General features: G+C 66.6%; 17 protein-coding genes and 1 pseudogene. 14 read left to right on the plus strand and 4 right to left on the minus strand.

Annotation, left to right across the window (positions count from 1 at the left end):
• Positions 1-23 precede the first annotated feature (23 nt).
• From DLJ47_RS19110 to DLJ47_RS35415, 4 genes are all read left to right on the plus strand, one after another.
• A complete protein-coding gene (locus DLJ47_RS19110) occupies positions 24-2,825 on the plus strand; it encodes a DUF1156 domain-containing protein (RefSeq protein WP_109901306.1) in 2,802 nt (933 codons plus the stop codon).
• A gap of 2 nt (positions 2,826-2,827) precedes the next feature.
• Complete coding sequence (locus DLJ47_RS19115; protein WP_109901307.1) at positions 2,828-6,199, plus strand: Swt1 family HEPN domain-containing protein; 3,372 nt, start codon at positions 2,828-2,830, stop codon at positions 6,197-6,199.
• A gap of 4 nt (positions 6,200-6,203) precedes the next feature.
• Positions 6,204-8,189 (plus strand): GmrSD restriction endonuclease domain-containing protein, encoded by a 1,986-nt coding sequence (locus tag DLJ47_RS19120; RefSeq protein WP_109901308.1) that lies wholly within the window; start codon positions 6,204-6,206, stop codon positions 8,187-8,189.
• A 111-nt stretch (positions 8,190-8,300) separates the two neighbouring features.
• Positions 8,301-8,717, plus strand: coding sequence for a hypothetical protein (locus tag DLJ47_RS35415; RefSeq protein ID WP_146228141.1), 417 nt, complete (start codon positions 8,301-8,303; stop codon positions 8,715-8,717).
• Between the two features lie 126 nt (positions 8,718-8,843).
• On the opposite strand, the gene DLJ47_RS35420 is transcribed toward DLJ47_RS35415, so the two are convergent.
• The 4 genes from DLJ47_RS35420 to DLJ47_RS35830 form a co-directional block, all read right to left on the minus strand.
• Positions 8,844-9,557: an 8-oxoguanine DNA glycosylase OGG fold protein gene (locus DLJ47_RS35420; RefSeq protein WP_146228142.1), complete on the minus strand. Its 714-nt coding sequence runs from the start codon at positions 9,555-9,557 to the stop codon at positions 8,844-8,846.
• A 220-nt stretch (positions 9,558-9,777) separates the two neighbouring features.
• Positions 9,778-10,320 carry a GNAT family N-acetyltransferase gene (locus tag DLJ47_RS19130; RefSeq protein WP_109901310.1) on the minus strand — a complete coding sequence of 181 codons (543 nt, stop codon included), beginning with the start codon at positions 10,318-10,320 and terminating at the stop codon, positions 9,778-9,780.
• On the minus strand, positions 10,320-11,543 hold the full coding sequence (locus tag DLJ47_RS36955) for a hypothetical protein (RefSeq protein WP_233257895.1): 1,224 nt from the start codon (positions 11,541-11,543) through the stop codon (positions 10,320-10,322). Before DLJ47_RS36955 ends, DLJ47_RS19130 begins: the two co-directional genes overlap by 1 nt.
• A gap of 587 nt (positions 11,544-12,130) precedes the next feature.
• Positions 12,131-12,409 carry a hypothetical protein gene (locus DLJ47_RS35830; RefSeq protein WP_158289847.1) on the minus strand — a complete coding sequence of 93 codons (279 nt, stop codon included), beginning with the start codon at positions 12,407-12,409 and terminating at the stop codon, positions 12,131-12,133.
• Positions 12,410-12,479: 70 nt separating this feature from the next.
• Here DLJ47_RS35830 and DLJ47_RS19145 point away from each other — a divergent pair, with 70 nt between their 5' ends.
• From DLJ47_RS19145 to DLJ47_RS19190, 10 genes and pseudogenes are all read left to right on the plus strand, one after another.
• Complete coding sequence (locus tag DLJ47_RS19145; protein ID WP_109901311.1) at positions 12,480-13,283, plus strand: hypothetical protein; 804 nt, start codon at positions 12,480-12,482, stop codon at positions 13,281-13,283.
• 177 nt (positions 13,284-13,460) lie between these two features.
• Positions 13,461-13,715: a hypothetical protein gene (locus tag DLJ47_RS19150; RefSeq protein ID WP_109901312.1), complete on the plus strand. Its 255-nt coding sequence runs from the start codon at positions 13,461-13,463 to the stop codon at positions 13,713-13,715.
• Positions 13,712-13,975 carry a DivIVA domain-containing protein gene (locus tag DLJ47_RS19155; RefSeq protein WP_109901313.1) on the plus strand — a complete coding sequence of 88 codons (264 nt, stop codon included), beginning with the start codon at positions 13,712-13,714 and terminating at the stop codon, positions 13,973-13,975. Before DLJ47_RS19150 ends, DLJ47_RS19155 begins: the two co-directional genes overlap by 4 nt.
• Positions 13,972-14,208: pseudogene (locus DLJ47_RS19160) on the plus strand (hypothetical protein); the annotation flags it as partial. The gene DLJ47_RS19155 and the pseudogene DLJ47_RS19160, both read left to right, overlap by 4 nt.
• Before the next feature lie 24 nt (positions 14,209-14,232).
• On the plus strand, positions 14,233-14,637 hold the full coding sequence (locus tag DLJ47_RS19165; protein WP_109901314.1) for a GIY-YIG nuclease family protein: 405 nt from the start codon (positions 14,233-14,235) through the stop codon (positions 14,635-14,637).
• A gap of 103 nt (positions 14,638-14,740) precedes the next feature.
• Positions 14,741-15,493 (plus strand): hypothetical protein, encoded by a 753-nt coding sequence (locus tag DLJ47_RS19170; RefSeq protein ID WP_109901315.1) that lies wholly within the window; start codon positions 14,741-14,743, stop codon positions 15,491-15,493.
• 92 nt (positions 15,494-15,585) lie between these two features.
• A complete protein-coding gene (locus tag DLJ47_RS19175; RefSeq protein WP_109901316.1) occupies positions 15,586-17,043 on the plus strand; it encodes a DUF3375 domain-containing protein in 1,458 nt (485 codons plus the stop codon).
• Positions 17,043-17,642 carry a DUF4194 domain-containing protein gene (locus tag DLJ47_RS19180; RefSeq protein ID WP_199235902.1) on the plus strand — a complete coding sequence of 200 codons (600 nt, stop codon included), beginning with the start codon at positions 17,043-17,045 and terminating at the stop codon, positions 17,640-17,642. The genes DLJ47_RS19175 and DLJ47_RS19180 overlap by 1 nt, the downstream gene beginning before the upstream one ends.
• Positions 17,639-21,028: an ATP-binding protein gene (locus tag DLJ47_RS19185; RefSeq protein ID WP_109901317.1), complete on the plus strand. Its 3,390-nt coding sequence runs from the start codon at positions 17,639-17,641 to the stop codon at positions 21,026-21,028. Before DLJ47_RS19180 ends, DLJ47_RS19185 begins: the two co-directional genes overlap by 4 nt.
• Complete coding sequence (locus DLJ47_RS19190) at positions 21,025-22,206, plus strand: Wadjet anti-phage system protein JetD domain-containing protein (RefSeq protein ID WP_199235903.1); 1,182 nt, start codon at positions 21,025-21,027, stop codon at positions 22,204-22,206. Before DLJ47_RS19185 ends, DLJ47_RS19190 begins: the two co-directional genes overlap by 4 nt.
• Positions 22,207-22,246 lie beyond the last annotated feature (40 nt).

Raw genomic sequence — 22,246 nt, forward strand, 5'->3', positions numbered from 1 at the left:
AACAACAGCCGTGAGGAATTGACTTGGAGACCGAAGCCGCCAGTCACCGCAAGCGAAAGCTCATTGAGGTTGCGCTTCCCCTTGAAGCAATCAATCGTGAGTCAGCGCGGGAAAAATCTATTCGGCATCGCCACCCTTCCACCCTGCACCTTTGGTGGGCGCGGCGCCCGTTGGCGGCCGCCCGGGCCGTGCTCTTTGCTCAACTTGTCGACGACCCCTCGGCTCGCCCTGACCTTTTCCCCACGCATGAAGCACAAGCGGACGAGCGAAAGCGGCTGTTCCGCCTCATCGAACGCATGGTCGTATGGGGGAATACCCATGATGACCAGCTCATGGAGGAGGCCTGGCGCGAGATTGTGCGGTCGTGTGGGGAAACCCCACCAACAGTTGTGGACCCGTTTGCTGGGGGGGGATCGATTCCGGTAGAGGCTCAACGCCTCGGCCTTTCGGTAGAGTCAAGCGACCTTAACCCTGTGGCCATCGCAATCAACAGGGCTCTTCTAGACGTGCCGCGCCGTTGGTTGGGGCGGGATCCGATCTTCCCGAATCCGCCGGCATCTCGCCTTACCGGGGGGCCTGGCGCCAGCGGACTTGCTGCGGATATCCGATGGTATGGGGATTTCATTGTCAGAGAAATGCAGCAGCGTCTGTCGGCTACATATCCCGACCCGCTTGGTGGAAAGTCGCCTTCAAAGGTCGTTGCGTGGCTCTGGGCGAGAACTGTCGAGTGCACCAATCCGGCATGCAAGATCCGATTGCCGCTCGTTCGCTCTTGGTGGTTGAGAAAAAAGCGCGGCCAAGAAGCTCTTGTCGTTCCACGCATCGACGACACCCATGTCACCTTCACCGTAGAAACGAAAGTCAGAGCGCAGGGCGCCCCAGTCATCGACGGAACCGTTGGGCGCTCCGGCGCAGTGTGCATCAAGTGTGGCGGGGCAATTCCCTTAGCTTACATTCGCTCTGAAGGGAAAGCGGGCCGCATTGGCTCGCAGATGCTCGCCGTCGTTATTGAGGGTGCGAGGCGGCGAGAGTACCTCGCTCCTTCAATCGAGGATGAAGCGGCTGCGAAGGTGGCTCTCCCAAGCGGCTTGCCCGACACAGATCTGCCTGCACAAGCTCTCGGATTTCGTGTTCAAGCGTACGGAATGCTGAGGCATATCGACCTATTCACCCGCCGTCAGCTGCTAGCGTTGCAGACGCTAATGGATGTCGTCAGGGAGGTGCAAAAGCGGATCGAGGCTGATGCGGTCGCCGCCGGGATGACGCTGGGCGATTCATTACGCGAAGGCGGAAAGGGGGCAAAATCCTACGCTGAGGCTCTGACGCTGTACTTCGCCTTGGCTCTGGATCGCGTGGCGATGTCGGGCAACAGTTTATGCCGCTGGAACTCTGTCGGCGAAAAGGTACAGCACGTGTTCGGTCGCCAGGCAATCTCGATGCTTTGGGATTTTGCCGAGGCGAATCCTCTTGGTAGGGCCACCGGGAGCGTGCGGGCGGCCTTTGAGATGGTCGCTAACGCTGTAGAGGGAACTCCGGTCTTTGGCGGTGATGCTGTGGTGAGGCAAGCGGACGCAGCTACCCGCGACTTTTCGAATCTGCTCGTTTCTACGGATCCCCCCTACTACGACAATGTCGGCTATGCCGATTTGTCTGACTTCTTCTATGTTTGGTTGCGGCCGCTGCTTGGTGAGGTGTACCCGGAACTGTTCCAGACGCTTCTTACCCCGAAAGCCGAGGAACTCGTGGCGGAACCGTTCCGCCATAACGGCTACGAGAATGCAGAGCGATTTTTCGAGAGCGGGTTTGAGCGGGTGTTTGCTCATGCCCGCCAGGGGGCGTCATTCGAAGCGCCAATCACTGTCTTTTACGCTTTCAAGCAAGCGGAGCGTGATGACACAGGTGTTGCCTCCACTGGCTGGGAGACGCTCCTAGCTGCAATGCTCAGGGCGGGATGGTCCGTGACTGCGACGTGGCCGATCAGAACCGAGATGGCAACGAGGATGCGCGGCATGGGAAGCAACGCCCTTGCGTCATCCATCGTGCTCGCCTGCAGGCCCCGGCCCGAGGCAGCCGGATCAATCACCCGCCGGGCGTTCATTCAAGCGCTACAAGCAGAGTTGCCTCGCGCGTTGCGCGAGTTGCAGCAGGGCTCTCTGGCGCCGGTGGATCTTGCTCAAGCGGCGATCGGCCCTGGTATGGCGGTCTTTTCTCGATTCGTAAAGGTGGTTGAGCCTGACGGATCAGACATGAGCGTGCGTACTGCGCTTGGGTTGATCAACCATGTACTTGATGAGGTGTTGTCCGAGCAGGAGGGGGATTTCGACGCGGATACCAGATTCTGCATCAAGTGGTTTGCGCAGTACGGCTGGGATGAAGGCGACGCGGGGACCGCAGACACCCTTTCCCGGGCCATTAACACGTCTGTTGCCGGCCTCGAAAGGGGCGGGGTGTTCCGGGCTCGTGCTGGGAGGGCGCGATTGATTGAGCCTGCTGAGCTGTCCGGGCACTGGGACCCGGCGACAGACGAGCGCATCAGCGTGTGGGAAGTCGTAGTCCGGCTTGCGAAGGCGCTCAACGAGAAGGGTGCCGATGACGCCGGGCGGCTCATGGCCCAAGCGGGCCGGCGCATCGACCTGGACACCGCCAAGGAGCTCGCATATCTGCTCTTCTCCATCTGTGAGAGGCGCGGGTGGACGCAGACGGCGCTGCTGTTCAACGGGCTTGGTACCTCTTGGTCCGACCTGGCAGCGGCTGCACGGACCGGTGGCTCGCTCACCCCGCCGCCTGCTCAAGGCGAGTTCGACTTCAGCAACGACGAGGAGTGACCATGGCTATCAGCAACCGTGACCGAGTGGGCCGTGGCTTCGAGCTGCTCGCGGCGGGCCTCGTCAAGTTTGTCGATGACGCGATGACCGCGGCTGTTCCCGTCGGGCAGGAATGGATCAAGGTCCTGGAGGCGCGGGACGCAGCGAAGCATGGCTCGGCCAAGACCTACAGCAAGACCGATCCGCAGGTACAGCTCAAGGTGCTCACCGAGGAGTGGCGGGTCTTCAAGGATCAGTTGTCCCGGGTCGAGCTGTCTTTCGCATCGGAGCTGCGCGACGTGCGCAACCGATGGGCACACAACGATTCGTTCAGCCCCGATGACACCTACCGGGCGCTCGACTCGATGGAGCGGCTGCTGACCGCTGCTGGCGCCGCCGACCAAGCGGAAGGGGTGCGCAAGCTGCGTCTCGACCATCAGCGGGCGCAGTACGAAGCCGAGACGCGCAAGGCGGTCAAGGCCGCCACGACGCCGAATGTTCCTGGCACAGGCCTCAAGCCGTGGCGTGAGGTGATCAAGCCGCACCCGGATGTCGCGAGCGGGCAGTACAACGCCGCAGAGTTCGCCGCCGACCTGCACTACGTGGCGACCGAGAACTCCGACGTTAGCCGCGAATACAGTGATCCGGTCGCCTTCTTCCAGCGCACCTACCTCACCGAAGGTCTTCGTGACCTGCTCAGCAGGGCGGCGCGCCGTATCGCCGGCGACATGAACGCCAGCCCGATCGTCAACCTCCAGACGAACTTCGGTGGCGGCAAGACCCACTCGATGCTGGCGCTGTATCACCTGTGCTCGGGGCGACCGGTCAGTGAGTACCCGCAGGAGGTCCAGGACGCCATCGGCGACGTCACGCTGCCAGATCCGGGCAAGATCCAGCGTGTTGCGCTCGTCGGCACGCACCTTATGCCCGGAAAGTCTAGCGTCAAGAAGGACGGCACGGAAGTCCGGACCCTTTGGGGTGAGCTGGCCTGGCAACTTGGGGGTCGCCAGGCGTACGAGATGATCGCCGAAGCCGACAAGACGTCTACCAACCCCGGCGCTGCTCTCGGCGAGCTGATCGCGGCGTACGCGCCGTGCCTCATTCTCATCGACGAGTGGGTCGCATACGCGCGCGGCCTCTACGGCAAGGACGACCTGCCGGCTGGCACCTTCGACACCCAGTTCACGTTCGCCCAGACACTGACTGAGGTCGTCAAGTCGATCCCCGGTGCCCTCCTGGTGATTTCGATTCCGGCATCAGACACCGCATCGGGAGTAGATGCTGGCACCGGCAGCAGCGACCTTGAGGTCGGCGGTCCCAATGGGCAGGAGGCCCTACGACGCCTGCAGAATGTCGTCCGCCGTGTTGCCGACCAGTGGCGGCCTGCGTCGGCGTACGAGTCATTCGAGATCGTGCGACGGCGGCTGTTCGAGCCGCCGGATGCCGCGGCGCGGGGGGACATCGCGGCGGTTGCCCGACAGTTCGTTCAGTTCTATGCCGAGCATCGGGGTGAGTTCCCGCGTGAATGCGGGCAGATCGCATACGAAGACCGCATCAAGGCCGCCTACCCCATACACCCGGAGCTGTTCGATCGGCTATACGAGGATTGGTCAACGCTGGAGCGTTTCCAGCGCACGCGGGGCGTCCTGCGACTCATGAGCGCCGTCGTGCATGCCCTCTGGACGCGGCAAGACGCCAGCCCGCTCATCATGGCCGGATCGGTGCCACTCGACGTCGCGACCGTCGCGAGCGAACTCACCCAGTACCTGCCCGACGCCTGGAAGCCGATCATCGATGCCGACATCGACGGCGAGGGGTCCACGCCTGTCCACATCGACGCAGAACGGGCGACGTTCGGCCAGCGAGCGCTGACCCGACGCATCGCGCGTACGGTCTTCGTTGGTGCCGCGCCGACTTTACATACCGCGCACAAGGGCATTGAGCGGCAGAACGTGTGGCTCGGTGTCGCCGTCCCGGGGGACACCGTCGGCAACTTCGGCTCCGCGCTTGAAGTCCTCAGCCAGCGGGCGACCTACTTCTACGTCGACGGCGCCCGCTACTGGTATGACACCCAGGTCTCGGTAACACGGACGGCCCAGGATCACGCCGACCGGCTGCGGGAGCATCCCGAGGAAGTTTGGGCGGAGCTCTTGCCTCGCCTGGCCAAGGAACGCTCGTCGCGCGGCGACTTCGCGGCAGTTCACCCCTGCCCAGAGGACAGCGGAGGGGTGCCTGACACCGAAGAGGCGAAGCTGGTGATCCTGCACCCGCAGTACACCCATCGAAGAGACAACAGCGACTCGGAGGCATTGCGCTTCGCCACCGTGTGCCTGGACAGGCGAGGCACCGCCCAGCGGGTCAATCGCAACAGCGTGGTGTTCCTGGCTCCCGATGATCGGCGGATGGAAGAGCTGGCCGACGCCGCGCGGGACTTCCTGGCCTGGAGGTATATCTGCGAGCGAACTGACGAGCTGAACCTGACCGCCCAGCAGAAGGCCATGGCCGAGCGGCGCAAGGCATCGGCGAACCAGACCGTCGACCTGCGCATTGCCGGGGCGTACATCTGGCTCCTCGTACCCGAGCAGCCTGATCCGGCGCGTCCGTCGGAGTGGCACGTCGTCAAGGCCGAGGGATCGCAGCCCAGCCTTGCCGACCGGGCGACCGCGAAGCTGCGCCAAGGCGGCCTGCTCGCCACGAAGTACGGCGCCCGCAACGTGCGGATGGACCTCGACGGGCCATTAAAGGCAGTGTGGGAACGCGGCCACGTTTCGGTCGGCGACCTTTGGTCCTACTACCGCCGCTACCCCTACCTGACCCGTCTTCGCGACCGGGCTGTCCTTGACGACGCGGTCCGCTCGGCGCTCGACGAGATCAGCTGGGACCTCGAAGGGTTCGCGCTGGCGCAGAGTTTTGACGAGCAGAGCGCCCGGTACCAGGGCCTCGCGGTCCCACCCAACGGCAACTTCGGGCACATCTCCGACTCGACTCTGCTCGTGTTGCCCACAATCGCCCGGCAGCAGGAAGAAGCCGATAGGGCGAAACTGCCGCAGGGCGGTGAGGTAAGCGGCGGCGATGGCGGCGACGAACCCGGGCAGTCTGGGGGAGACGAGTCATCGGTCCCGTCGCAGCGAACGGTGCAGCCGCTGCCGCCGGCACCGGACAACGTGCGCTTCTTTGGCGTTATGGAGCTCAACCCCGAGCGGTACGGCCGGGATCTCAACCGCATCGCGCAGGAGGTCCTCCAGCATCTGGCGGCGGTTGAGGGCGCCCGATTGCAGGTCCGGGTGGAGATTACAGCGGAGAAATCGGACGGCTTCCCCGACGACAAGGTCCGCATCGTGACGGAGAACGCGAAGACCCTCAAGTTCGAGCAGTTCGGCTTCGAGAAGGACTGATCTCATGCCCGTCGAGAAGACAGAGCGAGACATCGCCAGCCTCGTCACTCAGGTATCCAGTGGCGAGATTCGGCTGCCGGAGATCCAGCGGGCCTACGTGTGGAAGCCGACACAGGTAGCGAAGCTGATCGAATCTCTGTACCGGGGATATCCGTCCGGCTCGCTGCTCTTCTGGCGCACTTCCGAGACACCGGAAACCCGGGCGGTCGCCGCGGAGGCGCCGACCGCGAAGCCGGCTGTCCCGCCGCTGTACTTGCTCGACGGACAGCAACGGCTGACGTCGCTGCACAGGGTGATGAACGATCACCCAGACGCGCAGATCGTCTTCAACGTGGAGAAGGAGGAGTTTCAGAACCAGAGCGCGGCCACCCGACGCGACCCACGTTGGGTGAAGGTGCACGACCTGGTCCGGCCAGACGTGGACCTCATCGAGGTGTTGGAACGATTCGACTACTCAGAACTCAGGGTCGACCGCAAGCTCGTCGGCAAGCGGCTTCAGCGGCTCATGGCAGTTCCGAAGTACGGCTACCACATGGAGATCATCACCGATCTTCCCTACGAGGAGGTCGCCCAGATCTTCGTGCGAGTGAACAGTGGTGGGCGGGCGCTGAGGACCACGGACCTGGCGCTCGCCACCCTCAGCGCTCGATGGCCCGGGGTGCTGGCGAAGCTCGAGGCAGAGGCGGCGTACTGGCGGGAGCGCGGATACGGCGACCTTGGCGTCACCTTCCTCACCCGCGCCTTGACCGGTGCAGTGCTGGGACGAGGTCTCTCGGCATGGTCGCACAGCCGACTTGTGGCCGCGACGGACGAGCAGTTGGAGCAGGGCTGGCAGACCGTACGGCGAGGCCTCCGCGGTCTCGTGCCACTGCTCAAGAACAACCTCGGTGTTACGCACAGCAGTCTCCTGCCGTCCATCATGGTGCTGCTCCCGCTGGTAGTAATGCTTGGCGAGCGCCCCAATGAGCCGCTCGACAAAGAAACCGCCAACGGCATCCTGTACTGGTTCCTTGTCGCCACGATTCGCAACCGCTACAGCGGTCCCACCGACACTCTGCTTGGCCAAGACATTCCGGCTGCGCGCGAGTCGGAGCCGGTGAAGAAGCTGCTCGGTAACCTCGGGCTTGTGGGGGCACGTGTCGAGGTACCGGCGCACGCTATCGCGGGCCGAACGACAGCAAGCCCCTACTTCTTCCTGAGCTTCCTGATCGCAAAGGACCGCGGCGCGAAGGACTGGTTCCACGGCTCAGGTATCGACCTTGGCGGTGAAGATGGGCATAAGCTGGAGTATCACCACATCCACCCGCGCTCGACCTTGAAGGACCGGTACACGAAGGCGGAAATCAACGACCTTGCCAACCTGGCATTCATATCTGCTACCGCAAACCGCAAGATCAGCAACCGCTCGCCTGCTGTCTATTTTGCAACGCTCGAACCGGATGAGTTGACCGCCCACTTCGTGCCGCTCGACGAGGAACTCCGCACGGCCGACGCCTACCCACGGTTCCTCGCCGCGCGCCGGTCCTTGATGGCAGCCGCGATGACTGAGCTGCTCGACCGGTTCAGGCCCGCGTGGCTTGACGCCGTGCCGGCCGGGCCGAGCGATGACATCGACGGATGCAGCCTCGAATTCGCTCGCTTTGAGAGCGATTGGGATGAGCCGAAGCTGCTCGTGGATGCCCACGCTCACGATGTTCGCTGGCAGGTCCTTCTTTCGGCGAATGCGTTCGAAGAAGCCATCAGCCAGGCCCAGCTGGGTATCTCCGGTGACCTCGAAGTTGGTGGTCAGCAGCTGGCCGTCCGCAGCGAGAACGACTCGATCGAGGTGGAACTAGGGCCGCTCCTCGTCATCGGAACCGACTCAGAATGGAAGCTAGTGGTTGAGCGAGAGAAGGCCGATTCGCAGCCACTGTCGCAGGCTCCCATGCTGCTCGATTCAGTGCCATGGGACGGAGTGCGCCGCCGATTCCCAGTGACGTCGAGCGAGTAGCTCGTGCATGTCCGAGTTCCAAGTCAGCCTATCGCCTCTGACTGCCCATCGAGCGCTTATCTTCGGCGACACGTCGGTGGGATTCAACAAATAGAGAGCAGAGAGATAGCCATGACCACTACCCGAGCAGGTGGCGAACCCGCCTATGTTGCTGCTCATCGGATCGCTGTCGTCGATCGCCGTCTCTCATTTGAACAAGCCTACTGCCTAGCGAAACTGGTCTTGGACCATGGAGGCGGACCCGCCGCCCCAGATCGCAACGGCCCAATCTCCGTCAAGCATTGTAAGGCACTGGCAGCTGAGGATCTTGTAGAGTTGACTGGCGAGTTGAGTGAGGTGATTCCAGTCACGGTCCGCCTGACGGTACCGGCGTCGTTGCTGGACAACGTTCACCCACTGAGGGGGCAAAAGCCCATCGTGGAGACCGCCGGTGGTGGTCGCCGTAAGAAGGTCGAGTGGTTTGCTGTGGTGACCCAGGAAGGGCTAGATCTCGTCGCCGCCGCAATGGCCTCGACGGCATCGGAGTGATGGCGAGCCGATAAGGCACCGATGGAGACCTAACTGGACTAATGAGATGATCCTCGACAGGTCCTCGCGAGGGGGTGATACACCGTGAGGTACTCCGGTCGCGGCGGCCTGCCCCCAGAGAGGCCCTCACATAATCGGCAGGTCGGCGCCATTGTGAGAGAACAGGATCCACTCGAGCCGTTCTGCTGAGCACTCAATTCCGGCTTCGCGCAGAGAATGGGTCCATAGGTAGAGGTGCTCGACGTAGGCTTGGTATCGGCGACTTCTGAGCCGAGTATTCGCGAGCTCAACAGTTGAGATGCGAAGCGTCCGGTTGAGCGTTCTCAAGACTCGGTCGTCGAGAATGAGTGGCTGTCGTGGACGCTCTTTTGTGCGCCCTGCGAATGCGAACCACTTTGTGAAAAAGGAGCGACCGACGCCCGGCAGGGAGAACCGCCGATAGGCTTCATCTAACCTGCCTTCCCGGCAGAGCATCGCGGTTGCCGCCAACATCTCGGCGCCGTTCTGATCTGCTAGTGCTCGGGCCGCATTCCGATAGCTGCGCGTGTTTGTCACGCCAGAGCCCCAGGTCATCACCAGGACGAACGCTTTGCGAACTCCGAGTGGATCGGCGAGGTCGGTGACTGCAATCAGCTTACGGATGTCGTGCCGGGTGACCATTCGACGCCCTGAGGTGCATGCTGACCGCGTCCATCGATCGTCGATGAGAACGCTCGCTTCCTCGGGCCAGCGAGAGAGAGCAGTTTGCCAGGACGCCACTATGTACGCGACTGGCCCCTGATATTCGCCGTGGTAGCCAGCAACGAGGACGGGAAGTGCTGGTGGCATGTGTATCGTCATGCGGCGATCGTCCCCCTGTGTGAACATAGAGTTTCCGGGCTAGATTCAGCCGGCCGACGACTCGGGGCCCATGGTTCGGTTACGCCGCCGCCAACGACGTTGGCGAGACTTCCCCAGTGAGACGGACCGCCAAGTCCTGGACACCCGACTTTGGTGTGATGCCAAGGCCGACGGCGCCGGCCGCTGCCGTCGCCGCGACGACGGCCCGTGCATGGGAGAATTAACCACGCGTGGCTCTTGTGAATATTAGATATGTTGGCGCGTTCGCCCACTGCGGCTGAAGCCGCCCAACGCTTCGCCATCCCCAGGAGGTGTAGGCATGGCGCGCGATGGTGTTGTCGGGACGTACGAGCAGGGTCGCGCGCTCCTCCGTCCGGCTGCTCATCAACTCGTCATGCAGAGCTCGGGCTATGCCCCGTCGCTGCCACGCGCGGCGTACCAGCAACTCGCTGATGGCGAAAGTTAACCGGCCAGTCTCGTCGGTGAAGCCGGCCGGGACCGGCTCCTGGATGCCGTCCCACCAACGGGTGTTAGGCGCCAACGGGAAGCCGTAGATGTATCCCACCAACTCGTCGTCGACGGTCGCCGCCACCAGCTCCCAGCCAGGTCGTGGCATGTGTGCGGCGAGCTGCTTCCGGTACCGCTCCGCGTTGTAGAGCGGCCCGTCGTTCGCATGGGCATCCAGGTAGACGTCGACGAGCTGGTCAACCAACGGCTGAGCTTCCTCAGCCGCGTAGTGCCGCAGCCTCAGGTCATCTCGCATCAAGCCAGCGTCCCGTCATATGCGCTGACGAACTCCCGCACGCGGGAAACCGAGCTGCCTGCATTCACGAGGTCGGATCGCACTTCAGCCAGCAGCGCGTTTACTCGCCCCGACCGCACCCGCCCCACTTCCGGCAGCGCCTTCAGGCCCGCCTCTGCTGCGCTCTCAAAGTCACCCTGCCGGTTCGCTGCCCGAGCGAACTGGACCGTGTAGTAGAGCTGGTTCCGACGGTGGGTTTCAGCCGGCGCTGACGTGACGGACCTGAAGCAGCTGGCGGCACGATCGGCGCGGCCAAGTACGAGGTACGAAAGCCCTTGAATGCCGGTGACCTCCTGAGCCGTCACGAAGGAGATGAACGGCAGGTCGTTCTCGTGCGCACCGCCGTCGAAGGCACGCCGCGCCCTGGTCATCTCGTGTTCGTAGCCGAGGCTGTTCTGGAGCGTGGCCTGCGCGTACGCGGCACGGAGGTGCAACAGCGTACGGAGCCTCGGCGTCGCCCATCCGGCGGCCGCACGCAGTGCGGCTTCGGCACACTGGGCCGCTTCGCTCGGCCGATCCTGCCGCAGGAGCAGCGACATGCACGCCAGTGCCCGTACCTCGACTCGGGAGTCGTCAGCGATCCGGGCCCGGGCGATGGCCTCATGCAGGTAGGGCCGAGCTTCTGCCCGGCGGTTCGCGTCGATGGCGAGCCAGGCTGCCTGGATCGCCAGTTCAGCCAGGGCGCTCTGCAGCGCGTCGCCGACCGATCTGCTGTACGACGCCTTGGCCGCCCAGGACGACAACTGATCGTGTGCATGGATCGCTACGTCGCAGAGCGCATCAGCGCCCATCTGCGCGTCCGCTCTGCGGAACTCCTCGACAAGGGTGGAGGCGTAACGCACGTGATCCATGCCGATGCTGGCGAGTGCAGCGGCCCGTGAAGTGAGCAGGTCGATGCAGCCGCTGGCATGAAGACCAGCGAGTGCGGACAGGGCATGAAACTGCCGACGCTTCGTGGTGCCACCTTCCTCGAGAGCCTTCGGGGCCAGGTCGACAGGCCTGACAGTCGCCACGGTACGACTGCCCGGGAGAGAGAACCACAGCGCTGACGGCGGGATGCGCAGGAGTTGTGCCCAGTGGGTGAGCCGGTCGAGGTGAACCATGGGCGGGCCGTTCTCGACCCGGCTGAGCTGCGCCTGCGTGATGCCCAGCCAGCCCGCCACCACGGCCTGCGGCAACGCCACCCGTCCGTGGTACGGGTGGTGCCGGTACGCCCGGATTACCCGCCCGAGATGCCGCTCCGCCAGGGCCGCCCTCAGCGGCGGGTGCGACCAGAACGACGCCGGAACCTCCGGCGGTGCGCTCAGCCGGTCGCGTTCGGCGGCCTGGCAGGGTGCGCAGCGCCCGCTGTCATTGTCACGGGCCAGGCGTCCCCCGCAGCGGGGGCATTTCGCAGGTGTCACCGGCAACCTCGCCGTTCGCGGGTGGCTGTGTCCATTGCGCTCTGTCGAGCCTAACCATTCAAACCGTTTCCAGGGCTCGCGGTATACGCGCCACGTATATCGACGATCCTCGCGGCGTCATGGGAGCCGAGGTCGGTCCGACGCAGCCTGGCGGAAGACCACCCGACGGAAGGAGCAGGATGCTCACCATCGACCGGGTCAGCAGCGGCCGAGCGCTCGTCTCCGACGAGCTGTTCGCGCAGCTGACCGCCCGCATCGCCCGCGATCACCCTGAGCTGGGCCCCGACCTGCCGGCCCGGATCATGGACCAGGCGCTCGCCTTACTCGCCGCCTGCGCCACCACCACCGGGCCGCTCGGCCCGAGTGACCTAGTGGACATCGGCTGGCACACGTTCATCCTGCACACCCGCGAGTACGCCGACTTCTGCCAGCGCATCGCCGGCCGGTTCATCCACCACCAGCCCGAACCTAACCCGCACGATCCGCGCCCCTCCGGGCCCGAGCCCGATCGGCGCTCCGATCTCCCGTACGGTCGCCGCCATCACCGCCGCCGGCTTCGCCCTCGACCACGAGCTGTGGGGTGGCTCGGCCGCCGACTGCACCTCGAAGTGCAGCCAGTGCCACGCCGGCTGCACCGACAGCCCCACTCGATAGGCAGCTCACCAGCAGTCCCGGGCATACACTGCCCGGGACCGCTCGCCGTCGGGAGGCCACCGCATGCCGCGCCGTCGCCACTGGCACGAGCTTCCCGACGCGGTACGCCGCCACGTCGAACAGAACAGCGGCACCGTCCACGCCGCGTACTCGATACCGACCGGCGCGTCCTGCGACCTTGCGGCCGTCATCGACACCGACACCGGCCGCATCTTCTGCAAGGGCGGCGAGATCGACGGCCCGAGCGCCTGGCTCTACCGCAACGAGGCCCGCGTCAATCCACACCTGCCCGACGTGGTGCCTTGCCTTCGCTGGACGATCGAGGAGGAGGGCTGGCTGCTCCTCGGGTTCGAGTACGTCGCCGGCCGCCACCCCGATCTGGCCCCCGGATCGCCCGACCTGCGTCCGGTGGCGCAGCTGCTGAGCGGAGTGAGCCGCCAGCTGACCCCGGCGCCGCCCATCCCGGTGCAGCGATTCGCCGACCGTTGGCGGGACCTCATCGCCCCCGAGCTGGTCGACGGCGACACGCTCCTGCACACCGACCTGACGCTGCGGAACTTCCTCCTCGGCGACCGGCTGCGGCTCGTCGACTGGTCCAGCCCGGCGCGCGGCGCCGCGTGGATCGACACCGCCTTCATGCTGGTGCGCCTCATCCGCGCCGGCCACGAACCGGCCGCCGCCGAGGCGTGGGCCCGACAGGTCCCGGCGTGGGCGCACGCGCCCGACGAGGCGGTGAACGCCTTCGCCGACGGGCTGGTACGCCTCTGGAAACGCAAGCAGCAGGCCGCGCTCGGTCCCCACCACGGGCCACTGCTCGATGCCGCGCGTCAGTGGCGGGACTACCGGGAACGCGTCAACGATCGGTAGAGCCGCCGCATACGAACGGTGCATATCGGCTACCTCGCGCACGTCATACGGCCCGCCGCACTGATCCACAACCCTCCGATGAAGGCCCGGGGCGGGTGCTGGGCTCCGGTGGCGTCGACCCGAACGACGAGCGCCGTCCCCGCCCGCCCCGGCGCCCTACCGACGCGAGGGAGGGACATGGATTCGATAGACGAGGTGCTCGGCGAGTTGCCGCTGCCGCCGTACGTCACCGCCGAGGACGTCGGCTTCGCCGTCAAGGCGCTGACCGTGCACGCCGCCGAGCAGTGGCCGGACGGCCTGCGCTGCCGCAACGACCGCGCCCCGCATCCGTGCCGCCTGCACCGCTGGGGCCAGCGGGTCCTCGACCAGCGCGGCCTCACCGACCGGCAGATCCAACAGTTGATCGCCGAGCAGGAGGCACCGCAGCGATGATCTACGTGACTGGGGTACGCCTGCAGGCACACCACGTCCGCGCCGCCACCTTCGACACCCGCTGGCGCGGCCTCGACCCGAACCAGGTCAACGACTACCTCAACCGGATCGCCGACGAACTCGACCGCCTGCACCGGGAGCTGGCCACCGCGAACACCGAAGCCGAACGCATCCGCCAAGCGCTGCGGCAGTGGCAGTCCCGCCACACCGGCTGCCGCCACACCACGCCCGGCCCACCGAACAGCAGGTGGCCGCGATGAGCGCACCCCGCTGGGTCATCCACCTGCCGACCACGCTGACCAGCCTCGACGGCGCCATCATCCTCGCCACCGCACTGCGCGAATCACTCGCCCACGTCACCGCCATCGACTTCGGCGAGACCACCCTCAGCGAGGAGGACCGACAGTTCCTGCGTACCCGGATCTGGTGTGACGCCCGGCTCGACGGCGCCGGCCGCTGCCAACGCCGCAACGACCACGACGGTCCGTGCGGAGACTTGGGGGAGTAGCCTCCGGGCATGCCCGACCCCGTGATCGACGACCTGCTGGCCGGCTTCACGCCTCCCCGGCCGTACACGATGGAGGCCGCCGCCGACGCTCCCCGCGCGCCCGGCGTGCACGTGGTCCTCGAAGGCGGCACGGTCATCTACGTCGGCCGCACCGGAAACCTGCGCAACCGCCTGCGGCAACACCTGACCGGCAACCGCGACTCGTCGGTGCTGCACGAGCAGGTCGGCCAGCTCCTCGACAAGCAGGGCACGGTGGCGACAGCGCAGGACATCGCCGGCTGGCTGGGCGAGCGCGAGGTCCGCTGGCAGGAGACCGACAACCCGGAGGGTACGAAAGAAGCCCTGGTCCTGGCCCTCAAGCCTCGTTTCAACCGGCAGGTACCGAAGCCCCGCAGTCCCAGAGCCTCTGGCTAGTAGGGCAGTGCCGCGTCCACCGTTCGACGATCTAGCGCAAGGTCCGCGTGACTGGTCGAATTGGAGACTCAGCCGGACGCAACAAACTGGGGGAGTTGTACGCATGGGAACAGATGTCCACGACGAACCCGCTCCGGAAGCAGCAGTACGTGGACAGAAGGTCCTGGACCTCCTGGATAAGGCAATCGACGTCCAGAGTCGACTGGTACGCAAGAACATTGCCCGTGCCCGCCAGCGGAACCCGGAGGCGACGCCGGCAGAGGTGATTCGCACTCTGGAGCGGATGTATGTCAGCGCCCTGACCGGGACGGGTGCCGCGGTTGGCGGAGTCGCAGCCGCGCCTGGTGTCGGCACGGGAGCCGCACTGGCCCTGTCCGGCGGTGAAGTTCTGTCTTCGCTTGAGCTGAGCGCACTTTTCGCGCTCTCGATCGCCGAGGTCCATGGCGTCCCGATCGACGAGATCGAGCGCCGCAGAACGATCGTGATGGGAATCATGCTCGGCGGGTCGGGCTCCGCCACCATTACCAAGGTCGCCGAGCGTACGGGGCAACACTGGGGACGTCAGATAGTCGCCAAGGTGCCGGTCGAGACGCTCAAACAGATCAACAAGATCTTGGGGCGGAACTTCGTCGTGAAGTACGGGACCAAGCAGGGAATCATCGTTCTTGGCCGGGTGGCACCGTTCGGCATCGGAGCGCTGATCGGCGGTGGCGCCAACGCTGCGCTCGCCACTCTGGCGGTCCGGGCCGGCCGGCGCGCATTCGGCCCAGCGCCGACGTCGTGGCCATCGCCGAACGCGCCGCGTAATCTCCCGCACGAGGGGACGCCCACTTCGCCATCGTCAGGCGGCGACTGAGTCGGTCAACGACAAGCACCGGCTGGGGCCGGATGTCCCACCCGCTCTCTAGCATGGGCGGCGGTTGGTGACCGGCCAGGGACGGGCATGGGGTGACGACTGAGTTCGACGAGATCGAGTGGCTGCGCCGCAACAACGCGGCGTGGCGGCTGTTGCGCGCCGACCATGCCGCGCTCGTCGTGAGTTTCCTGGGGCGGGTGTTCGTCGAGGAGAACGTGCGCTCCATCTCCGGCGTCGAGCTGACCGCGCGCCTGGAGGACGAGTTGTTCGCGCTCAACGAGCGCCTCGGCGCCGGCACCTTTCCGCGCGCCGCCAAGGCCTACCTCGACGACTGGTCGCAGCCGGAGGTCGGCTGGCTGCGGAAGTACTATCCGCCCGATTCGGACGAGGTGCACTTCGACGCGACGCCCGCGGTGGAGCGGGCGCTGTCGTGGGTGCAGTCGCTGCAGGCCCGGTCGTTCGTCGGCACCGAGTCCCGGCTCAACATCGTGCTAGAGCTGCTGCGTCAGATGGTCTACGGCGCCGAGACCGACCCGGACGCCCGACTGGCGGAGCTGCAGGCGCGCCGCGACGCGATCGACGCCGAGATCGCCAAGGTGCGCGGCGGTCAGGTGGAGGTGCTCGACGGTGCGGCGCAGCGCGATCGGTACCAGCAGTTCGTGACGACCGCGCGCGGGCTGCTCGGCGACTTTCGCGAGGTCGAGGCGAACTTCCGGGCCCTCGATCGGGCGCTGCGCGAAAAGATCGCCACCTGGAGCGGCTCGAAGGGTGAGCTGCTCGACGAGGTCGTCGGCAGCCGGCACGCGATCGCCGACTCCGACCAGGGGCGCAGCTTCCACGCCTTCTACGATTTCCTGCTGTCGCCTCAGCGCCAGCAGGAGTTCAGCGACCTGCTCGCCCGGGTGCAGTCGCTCGACGTCATCGGGGAAGTGGACCCGCGGATGCGGCGCATCCACTACGACTGGCTCGACGCGGCGGAGCGCACCCAGGCGACGGTACGGCTGCTGTCGGAGCAGCTGCGCCGGTTCCTCGACGACCAGGTGTGGCTCGAGAATCGGCGGGTGATGGACCTGCTGCGCGGTATCGAGGCGCACGCCCTGGCGCTGCGCGACCAGCCGACGCAGGGCCTGGTCTTCGAGCTCGACGCGCCGGCACCGCAGGTCGTGCTGCCGATGGAACGTCCGCTGTACCGGCCCCGGGCGAAGCAGGCGCTGGACAGCACGGTCGACACCGGCGAGACCGACATCGACGTCTCCCGGCTCTTCGAGCAGGTGCACGTCGACCCGGTCCGGCTGACCGACGCCGTACGCGCCGCACTGCGCCGCAGCTCGCAGGTGTCCCTGCCGGAAGTTCTCGCCGACCGTCCGCTGGAGCAAGGCCTGGCAGAGTTGGTGACGTACCTGTCGCTGCGCGACCCGGGTTTCGACGTGGTCTTCGACGAGGACCGGCGGGACCAGGTGCGGTGGTACGACCCGGACGGGCGGACCCGGACCGCGCTCCTGCCCGCCGTCTCGTTCGTGCGCAGGGTGCCGGCATTGGATGGGGTGTGATGGCTGCGACCAAGAGCGACGAACCGAGCCTGTCGGTGGCCGCCGCCCACCTGATGAAAGGGGTCATCTACCGCGACACGCACCCGGTGCCGTGGCATCACCTGATGCAGTTGCAGGCGCAGGTCCGCGACTACGTCGCCGTACTCGGACTCACCGTCGTCGTCGACGAAGCCGAGGGGTACGCGTTCCTGCGCTCCCAGCCCGGCGACGAGGACGCCACCGGGCAGCCGACGATTCCCCGGCTCATCCCTCGCCGGGCGCTGTCGTTCCACGTCAGCCTGCTGCTGGCGCTGCTCCGTAAGAAACTCGCCGAGTTCGACGCCAGCAACGCCGACACCCGGCTGGTGCTGACCCGGCAGCAGATCGTGGACCTGTGCGCGGTCTTCCTGCCCACGTCGACCAGCGAGGCCCGGCTGATCGACCAGATCGACACGCATATCGGCAAGGTGGTGGAGCTGGGGTTCCTGCGCCGCATCGACGACGCCGAGCCGACGTACGAGGTACGGCGCATCATCAAGGCCTTCGTCGACGCGCAGTGGCTGGCGGACTTCGACGCGCGGCTGGCCGAGTACGCCGCCGAGCTGGAGGCGACCCGATGACCGCCACCTTGATCGGAGAGACCACACCCTCGGCCCTCGCCGGGTTCCGCCTGCAACGGCTGGAGCTGCACAACTGGGGGACGTTCGACGGCCGGGTCTGGACGCTGCGCCTCGACGGCGCCAACGCCCTGCTCACCGGGGACATCGGCTCCGGCAAGTCCACCGTCGTCGACGCCATCACCACGCTGCTGCTGCCGGCCAACCGGATCTCGTACAACAAGGCCGCCGGCGCCGACACCCGGGAGCGCACGCTGCGCTCCTACGTGCAGGGCCACTACAAGTCGGAGCGCAACGAGAAGACCGGCGCCTCCGAACCGGTCGGCCTGCGCCGCGGCTCCTGCTACTCGGTGCTGCTCGGTGTCTTCGCCGAGCCGGTCAGCGGGGCGGCGGTCAGCCTGGCGCAGGTGTTCTGGCTGCACGACGGCAACCCGGGCCAGCCGGAGCGTTTCTACGTGACCTCCGATCGGGAGTTCACGATCGCCGGCGACTTCGCCGACTTCGGCTCGGAGATCGGCCAGCTGAAGCGGCGGCTGCGCCAGTCCGGCGCCAAGGTGTACGACCACTTCCCGGAGTACGGCAAGGACTTCCGGCGCCGCCTCGGCATCGCCTCGGACCAGGCGATGGAGCTGTTCCACCAGACCGTCTCGATGAAGGCGGTCGGCGACCTCAACGACTTCGTCCGCCACCACATGCTGGAGCCGTTCGACACCGGCGGCTGGATCCGGCGCCTCGTCGAGCACTTCCAGGATCTGACCAAGGCGCACGAGGCGGTGGTCAAGGCCCGCCAGCAGTTGGCCGTGCTGAAGCCGCTGCTCGACGCCTGCGACGCCTACGCCGCATACGGGCAGGCGATCGGCGAGCTGGACGCCAAGCGGGCGGCGCTGCCGTACTTCTGTGCCCGGGGCAAAGCCGAGTTGTTCGCAGCCCGGGTCGCCGCGCACACCGTCGAGCTCGCGGAGCTGCGCGCGCAGTTGTCCGCCACCCGGGCCCGGCTGGCCGAGCTCGACACCGAGCGGCAGCGCCTGGAGCTGGAGCGCGCCGGGCACGGCGGTGACCGGATCGCCGACCTGGAACGGCAGATCACCGAGGCCGAGGGCACCCGCGACGAACGGTGGCGCCGGTTCGAGCGGTTCAGCGGGCTGCTAACCGACGCGAACCTCCCGCCGGTGGAGACGATCGAGCAGTTCACCGCCCGGCAACGCGAGATCACAGACGAACTGACCGGCGCCGAGGAACAGCGCGCCGCCCTGCAGAACGACCTGACCGACGCCGCGGTGCGGGTGCGGGAGCTGGAGCAGCAGGAGACCGAGGTGAACGCCGAGCTGCGCAGCTTGCAGGAACGGCGCAGCAACATCCCCCGGCGCAACCTGGACCTGCGGGCGCGCATCTGCGCCGAGCTGGAGCTGCCCGAGGCGGCGCTGCCGTTCGCGGGCGAGCTGATCCAGGTCCGGGCCGACGCCGCCGACTGGGAAGGGGCGGCGGAGCGGCTGCTGCGCGGCTTCGCGCTGTCGATCCTGGTGCCGGACGAGCATTACCCGACCGTGGCCGGCTGGGTCGACCGCCACCATCTCGGCGGCCGGCTCGTCTACTACCGGGTTCCGGCGACCCTCCCCCGGCAGGCGGAGCCGCTGCCCGCCGACGCCGGCCGGCAGCTCTTCGCCAAGCTGGAGTTGAAGGAATCACCATTCCGGCCCTGGCTGGAACGCCAGCTGCGCCGCCGCGCCGGCTACGAGTGTGTGCAGACGGTCGAGGAGTTCCGCCGCGCCGAACGGGCGATCACGCGGGCCGGCCAGGTCAAGGACACCGGCGGCCGGCACGAGAAGGACGACCGCAGCCGCATCGACGACCGCAGCACCTACGTGCTGGGCTGGAGCATCGAGCTGAAGATCGATGCGCTGCTGGCCAAGGCGGGCGTACTCACCACCGACAAGGCTCAGGCAGCGAAGGCCCGGGACGCGGTCGTCGACCGGCTCGGCGCGCTCAACCGCCGACTCGACGTGCTGAGCAAGCTCGTCGAGTTCACCGATTTCACCGACATCGACTGGCAGTCCTCCGCGCAGCGAGTGCGGCGGCTGCGCCAGGAGAAGCAGCAGCTCGAACGCTCCTCCCGGGAGCTGGAGCGGGTCACCGCCCAGCTCAAGACGGTGCTCGAAGCGATTGACAGCGGCGGCGCCGAGCGCGACGATCTGCAGCGCCGGATCGCCCAGACCGAGCTACATCTGGAACAGGCCGAGCACGGCCGGCGCGACGCGGAGGCGCTGCTGCGCGAGCCGGCGGCGCGGGACGCGGAGCGCTGGTACGCGGCGATCGCCGAGCTCGCCGGCGACACGCCGCTGTTCAGCCCAGAGGACTACGACCGGCTGCGAAGCGTCACCGAGGACCGGCTGACCAAGGACCGGAACGACGCTGCCCACCGGCAGGCTCTGGCCAGCAACCGGGCAGTGCGTGCGATGGAGGATTTCCGCAACACCTACCCGGTGGAGGCCGCCGAGCTGGACAGCTCGATCCACTCCGCGCCGGAGTACCGGACGATGCACGAGCGGCTGGTCCGCGACGACCTGCCGCGCTTCGAAAATGAGTTCAAGACGTATCTCAACACCAACACGATCCGCGACATCGCCGGGTTCCACTCCCAGCTGCACAAGCAGGCCGACCTCATCCGGAAACGGATCGACACGATCAACCGGTCGCTGGTGGGCATCGACTACAACGACGGCCGGTACATCCGGCTGGAGGGCAACCGCACACCCAACGTGGAGATCCGCGACTTCATCAACGACCTGCGCGCCTGCACCGAGAACTCGCTCGCCAGAGACGACGGCGACCAGTACTCCGAGCAGAAGTTCCTGCAGGTCAAGCAGCTCATCGAACGGTTCCGCGGCCGACCGGGGTTCACCGACATCGACAAGGCGTGGGCGCGGCGGGTGACCGATGTGCGCAACTGGTTCGTCTTCTCAGCCTCCGAGCGGTGGCGGGAGGACGACAGTGAGCACGAAACCTACAGCGACTCCGGCGGCAAGTCGGGCGGGCAGAAGGAGAAGCTCGCCTACACCATCCTCGCCGCATCGCTGGCGTACCAGTTCAAGCTCGACCTGACCACCGACTCCGGCCAGACCTTCCGCTTCGTGGTCATCGACGAGGCGTTCGGCCGGGGCTCCGACGAGTCGACACGGTTCGCGCTGGCGCTGTTCCAGCGGCTCGGGCTGCAACTGCTCATCGTCACCCCGCTACAGAAGATCCACGTGATCGAGCCGTACGTCTCCGCCGTCGGCTTCGTCGACAACCCCACCGGCAGCAACTCGCGGCTGCGCAGTCTCAGCATCGAGGAGTACCACCAGCAGCGTGAAACGCATCAGCTCGCCCGCCTGATCACCGTCGGGGAGTGACAGTGCCGGCGTCGCGCTGGTCCACCCCGACGGACCTGCTGGCGAAGGTGCGCCGGCGGTGGAATTCCGGCGAGCTGCTCACTGCGTATGCGCGGCAGCGGTGGGAACCGATCGTCGTGCCGCTGCGCGCGCCGACCGCGGTGGAGCTGGCCGAGGACTTCGGCGCGGCCCAGGACTGGCTCGCCGCATGGCAGGCCGTCGACCCGACCCTGGTACGCCTCGAATGGAAACGCGTCGGCGGGCGGCTCGTCGGCAGCAACGAGGTGCCGCACCGGGCGGTCATCGACAGCGCCGACCGGGTGTGGGCGCTGCTGCGGGTGAAGCGCCAGGCGGAGACGTTCCTGCGGCTCGTCGAGGCGACGCGGCAGACCGCGCCCGCCCTGGTCGAGTGGATGACCGCCGAGCCGATGAAGGTGCTGGACAACGAGCAGAGCTGGGCCCGCCTGGTCGACGTCGTGCGTTGGATCGACCGGCACCCCACGGCGGAGCTCTACGTGCGGCAGATCGACGTCCCCGGCGTCGACACCAAGTTCATCGAGCAGCACCGTGGTGTCCTGGCCCAGCTGCTGGACCGGCAACTGGCACCCGAGCGGATCGATGCGGCAAAGCCGCCGGCCCGGTTCGCCGAGCGGTACCGGTTCCGCACCAAGCCCACGTACGTGCGGCTGCGTGCGCTTGCCCGCCCCATCCCGGCGGCGCTCGGTCCGTTCAGTGAGGTGACGGTCCGGGTCGACGAGCTGGCCGGCACCCCGCTCGACGTCGTGCGAGTGCTCGTCGTGGAGAACGAGACCACGTACCTGGCCCTTCCGCCGGTGCCCGGCACGGTCGCGGTCTTCGGCGGCGGCTACGCGGTGCGCGCACTGGCGCCGCTGACCTGGCTGCACGACCGGGAGCTGAGCTACTGGGGCGACATCGACACCCACGGGTTCGCCATCCTCGACCGGCTCCGCCAGGTGTTTCCGCACACGACGTCGGTGCTGATGGACGCCGCGACGTTGCTAGGGCACCGGGAGCACTGGGGCCAGGAGGCGGCCCCGGTCACCAGCGAGCTCGCCCACCTGACGCCCGCAGAGTCGCAGCTGTACCGCGATCTGGTCGCCAACCGATACGCGTCCGCGCTGCGGCTGGAGCAGGAGCGGATCCGGTTCAGCGTCGTGGAACGAGTGCTGACCGATTGACGCAACTCCGGAGTTCGGGCACTTCCGAGCCGGGCCGTGC

Origin of the sequence: Micromonospora sp. S4605 (genome assembly GCF_003176715.1) — a bacterium.
In the GTDB taxonomy this organism is placed as follows: Bacteria; Actinomycetota; Actinomycetes; order Mycobacteriales; family Micromonosporaceae; genus Micromonospora; species Micromonospora echinaurantiaca.

Coding starts and splice junctions, on each gene's coding strand:
- DLJ47_RS19155 (WP_109901313.1), top strand. CDS start 13,712: ATGATCTACGTGACTGGGGTACGCCTGCAGGCACACCACGTCCGCGCC.
- DLJ47_RS19120 (WP_109901308.1), top strand. CDS start 6,204: ATGCCCGTCGAGAAGACAGAGCGAGACATCGCCAGCCTCGTCACTCAG.
- DLJ47_RS19185 (WP_109901317.1), top strand. CDS start 17,639: ATGACCGCCACCTTGATCGGAGAGACCACACCCTCGGCCCTCGCCGGG.
- DLJ47_RS19170 (WP_109901315.1), top strand. CDS start 14,741: ATGGGAACAGATGTCCACGACGAACCCGCTCCGGAAGCAGCAGTACGT.
- DLJ47_RS35415 (WP_146228141.1), top strand. CDS start 8,301: ATGACCACTACCCGAGCAGGTGGCGAACCCGCCTATGTTGCTGCTCAT.
- DLJ47_RS35420 (WP_146228142.1), bottom strand. CDS start 9,557: ATGACGATACACATGCCACCAGCACTTCCCGTCCTCGTTGCTGGCTAC.
- DLJ47_RS19150 (WP_109901312.1), top strand. CDS start 13,461: ATGGATTCGATAGACGAGGTGCTCGGCGAGTTGCCGCTGCCGCCGTAC.
- DLJ47_RS19145 (WP_109901311.1), top strand. CDS start 12,480: ATGCCGCGCCGTCGCCACTGGCACGAGCTTCCCGACGCGGTACGCCGC.
- DLJ47_RS19180 (WP_199235902.1), top strand. CDS start 17,043: ATGGCTGCGACCAAGAGCGACGAACCGAGCCTGTCGGTGGCCGCCGCC.
- DLJ47_RS19115 (WP_109901307.1), top strand. CDS start 2,828: ATGGCTATCAGCAACCGTGACCGAGTGGGCCGTGGCTTCGAGCTGCTC.
- DLJ47_RS19130 (WP_109901310.1), bottom strand. CDS start 10,320: ATGCGAGATGACCTGAGGCTGCGGCACTACGCGGCTGAGGAAGCTCAG.
- DLJ47_RS19165 (WP_109901314.1), top strand. CDS start 14,233: ATGCCCGACCCCGTGATCGACGACCTGCTGGCCGGCTTCACGCCTCCC.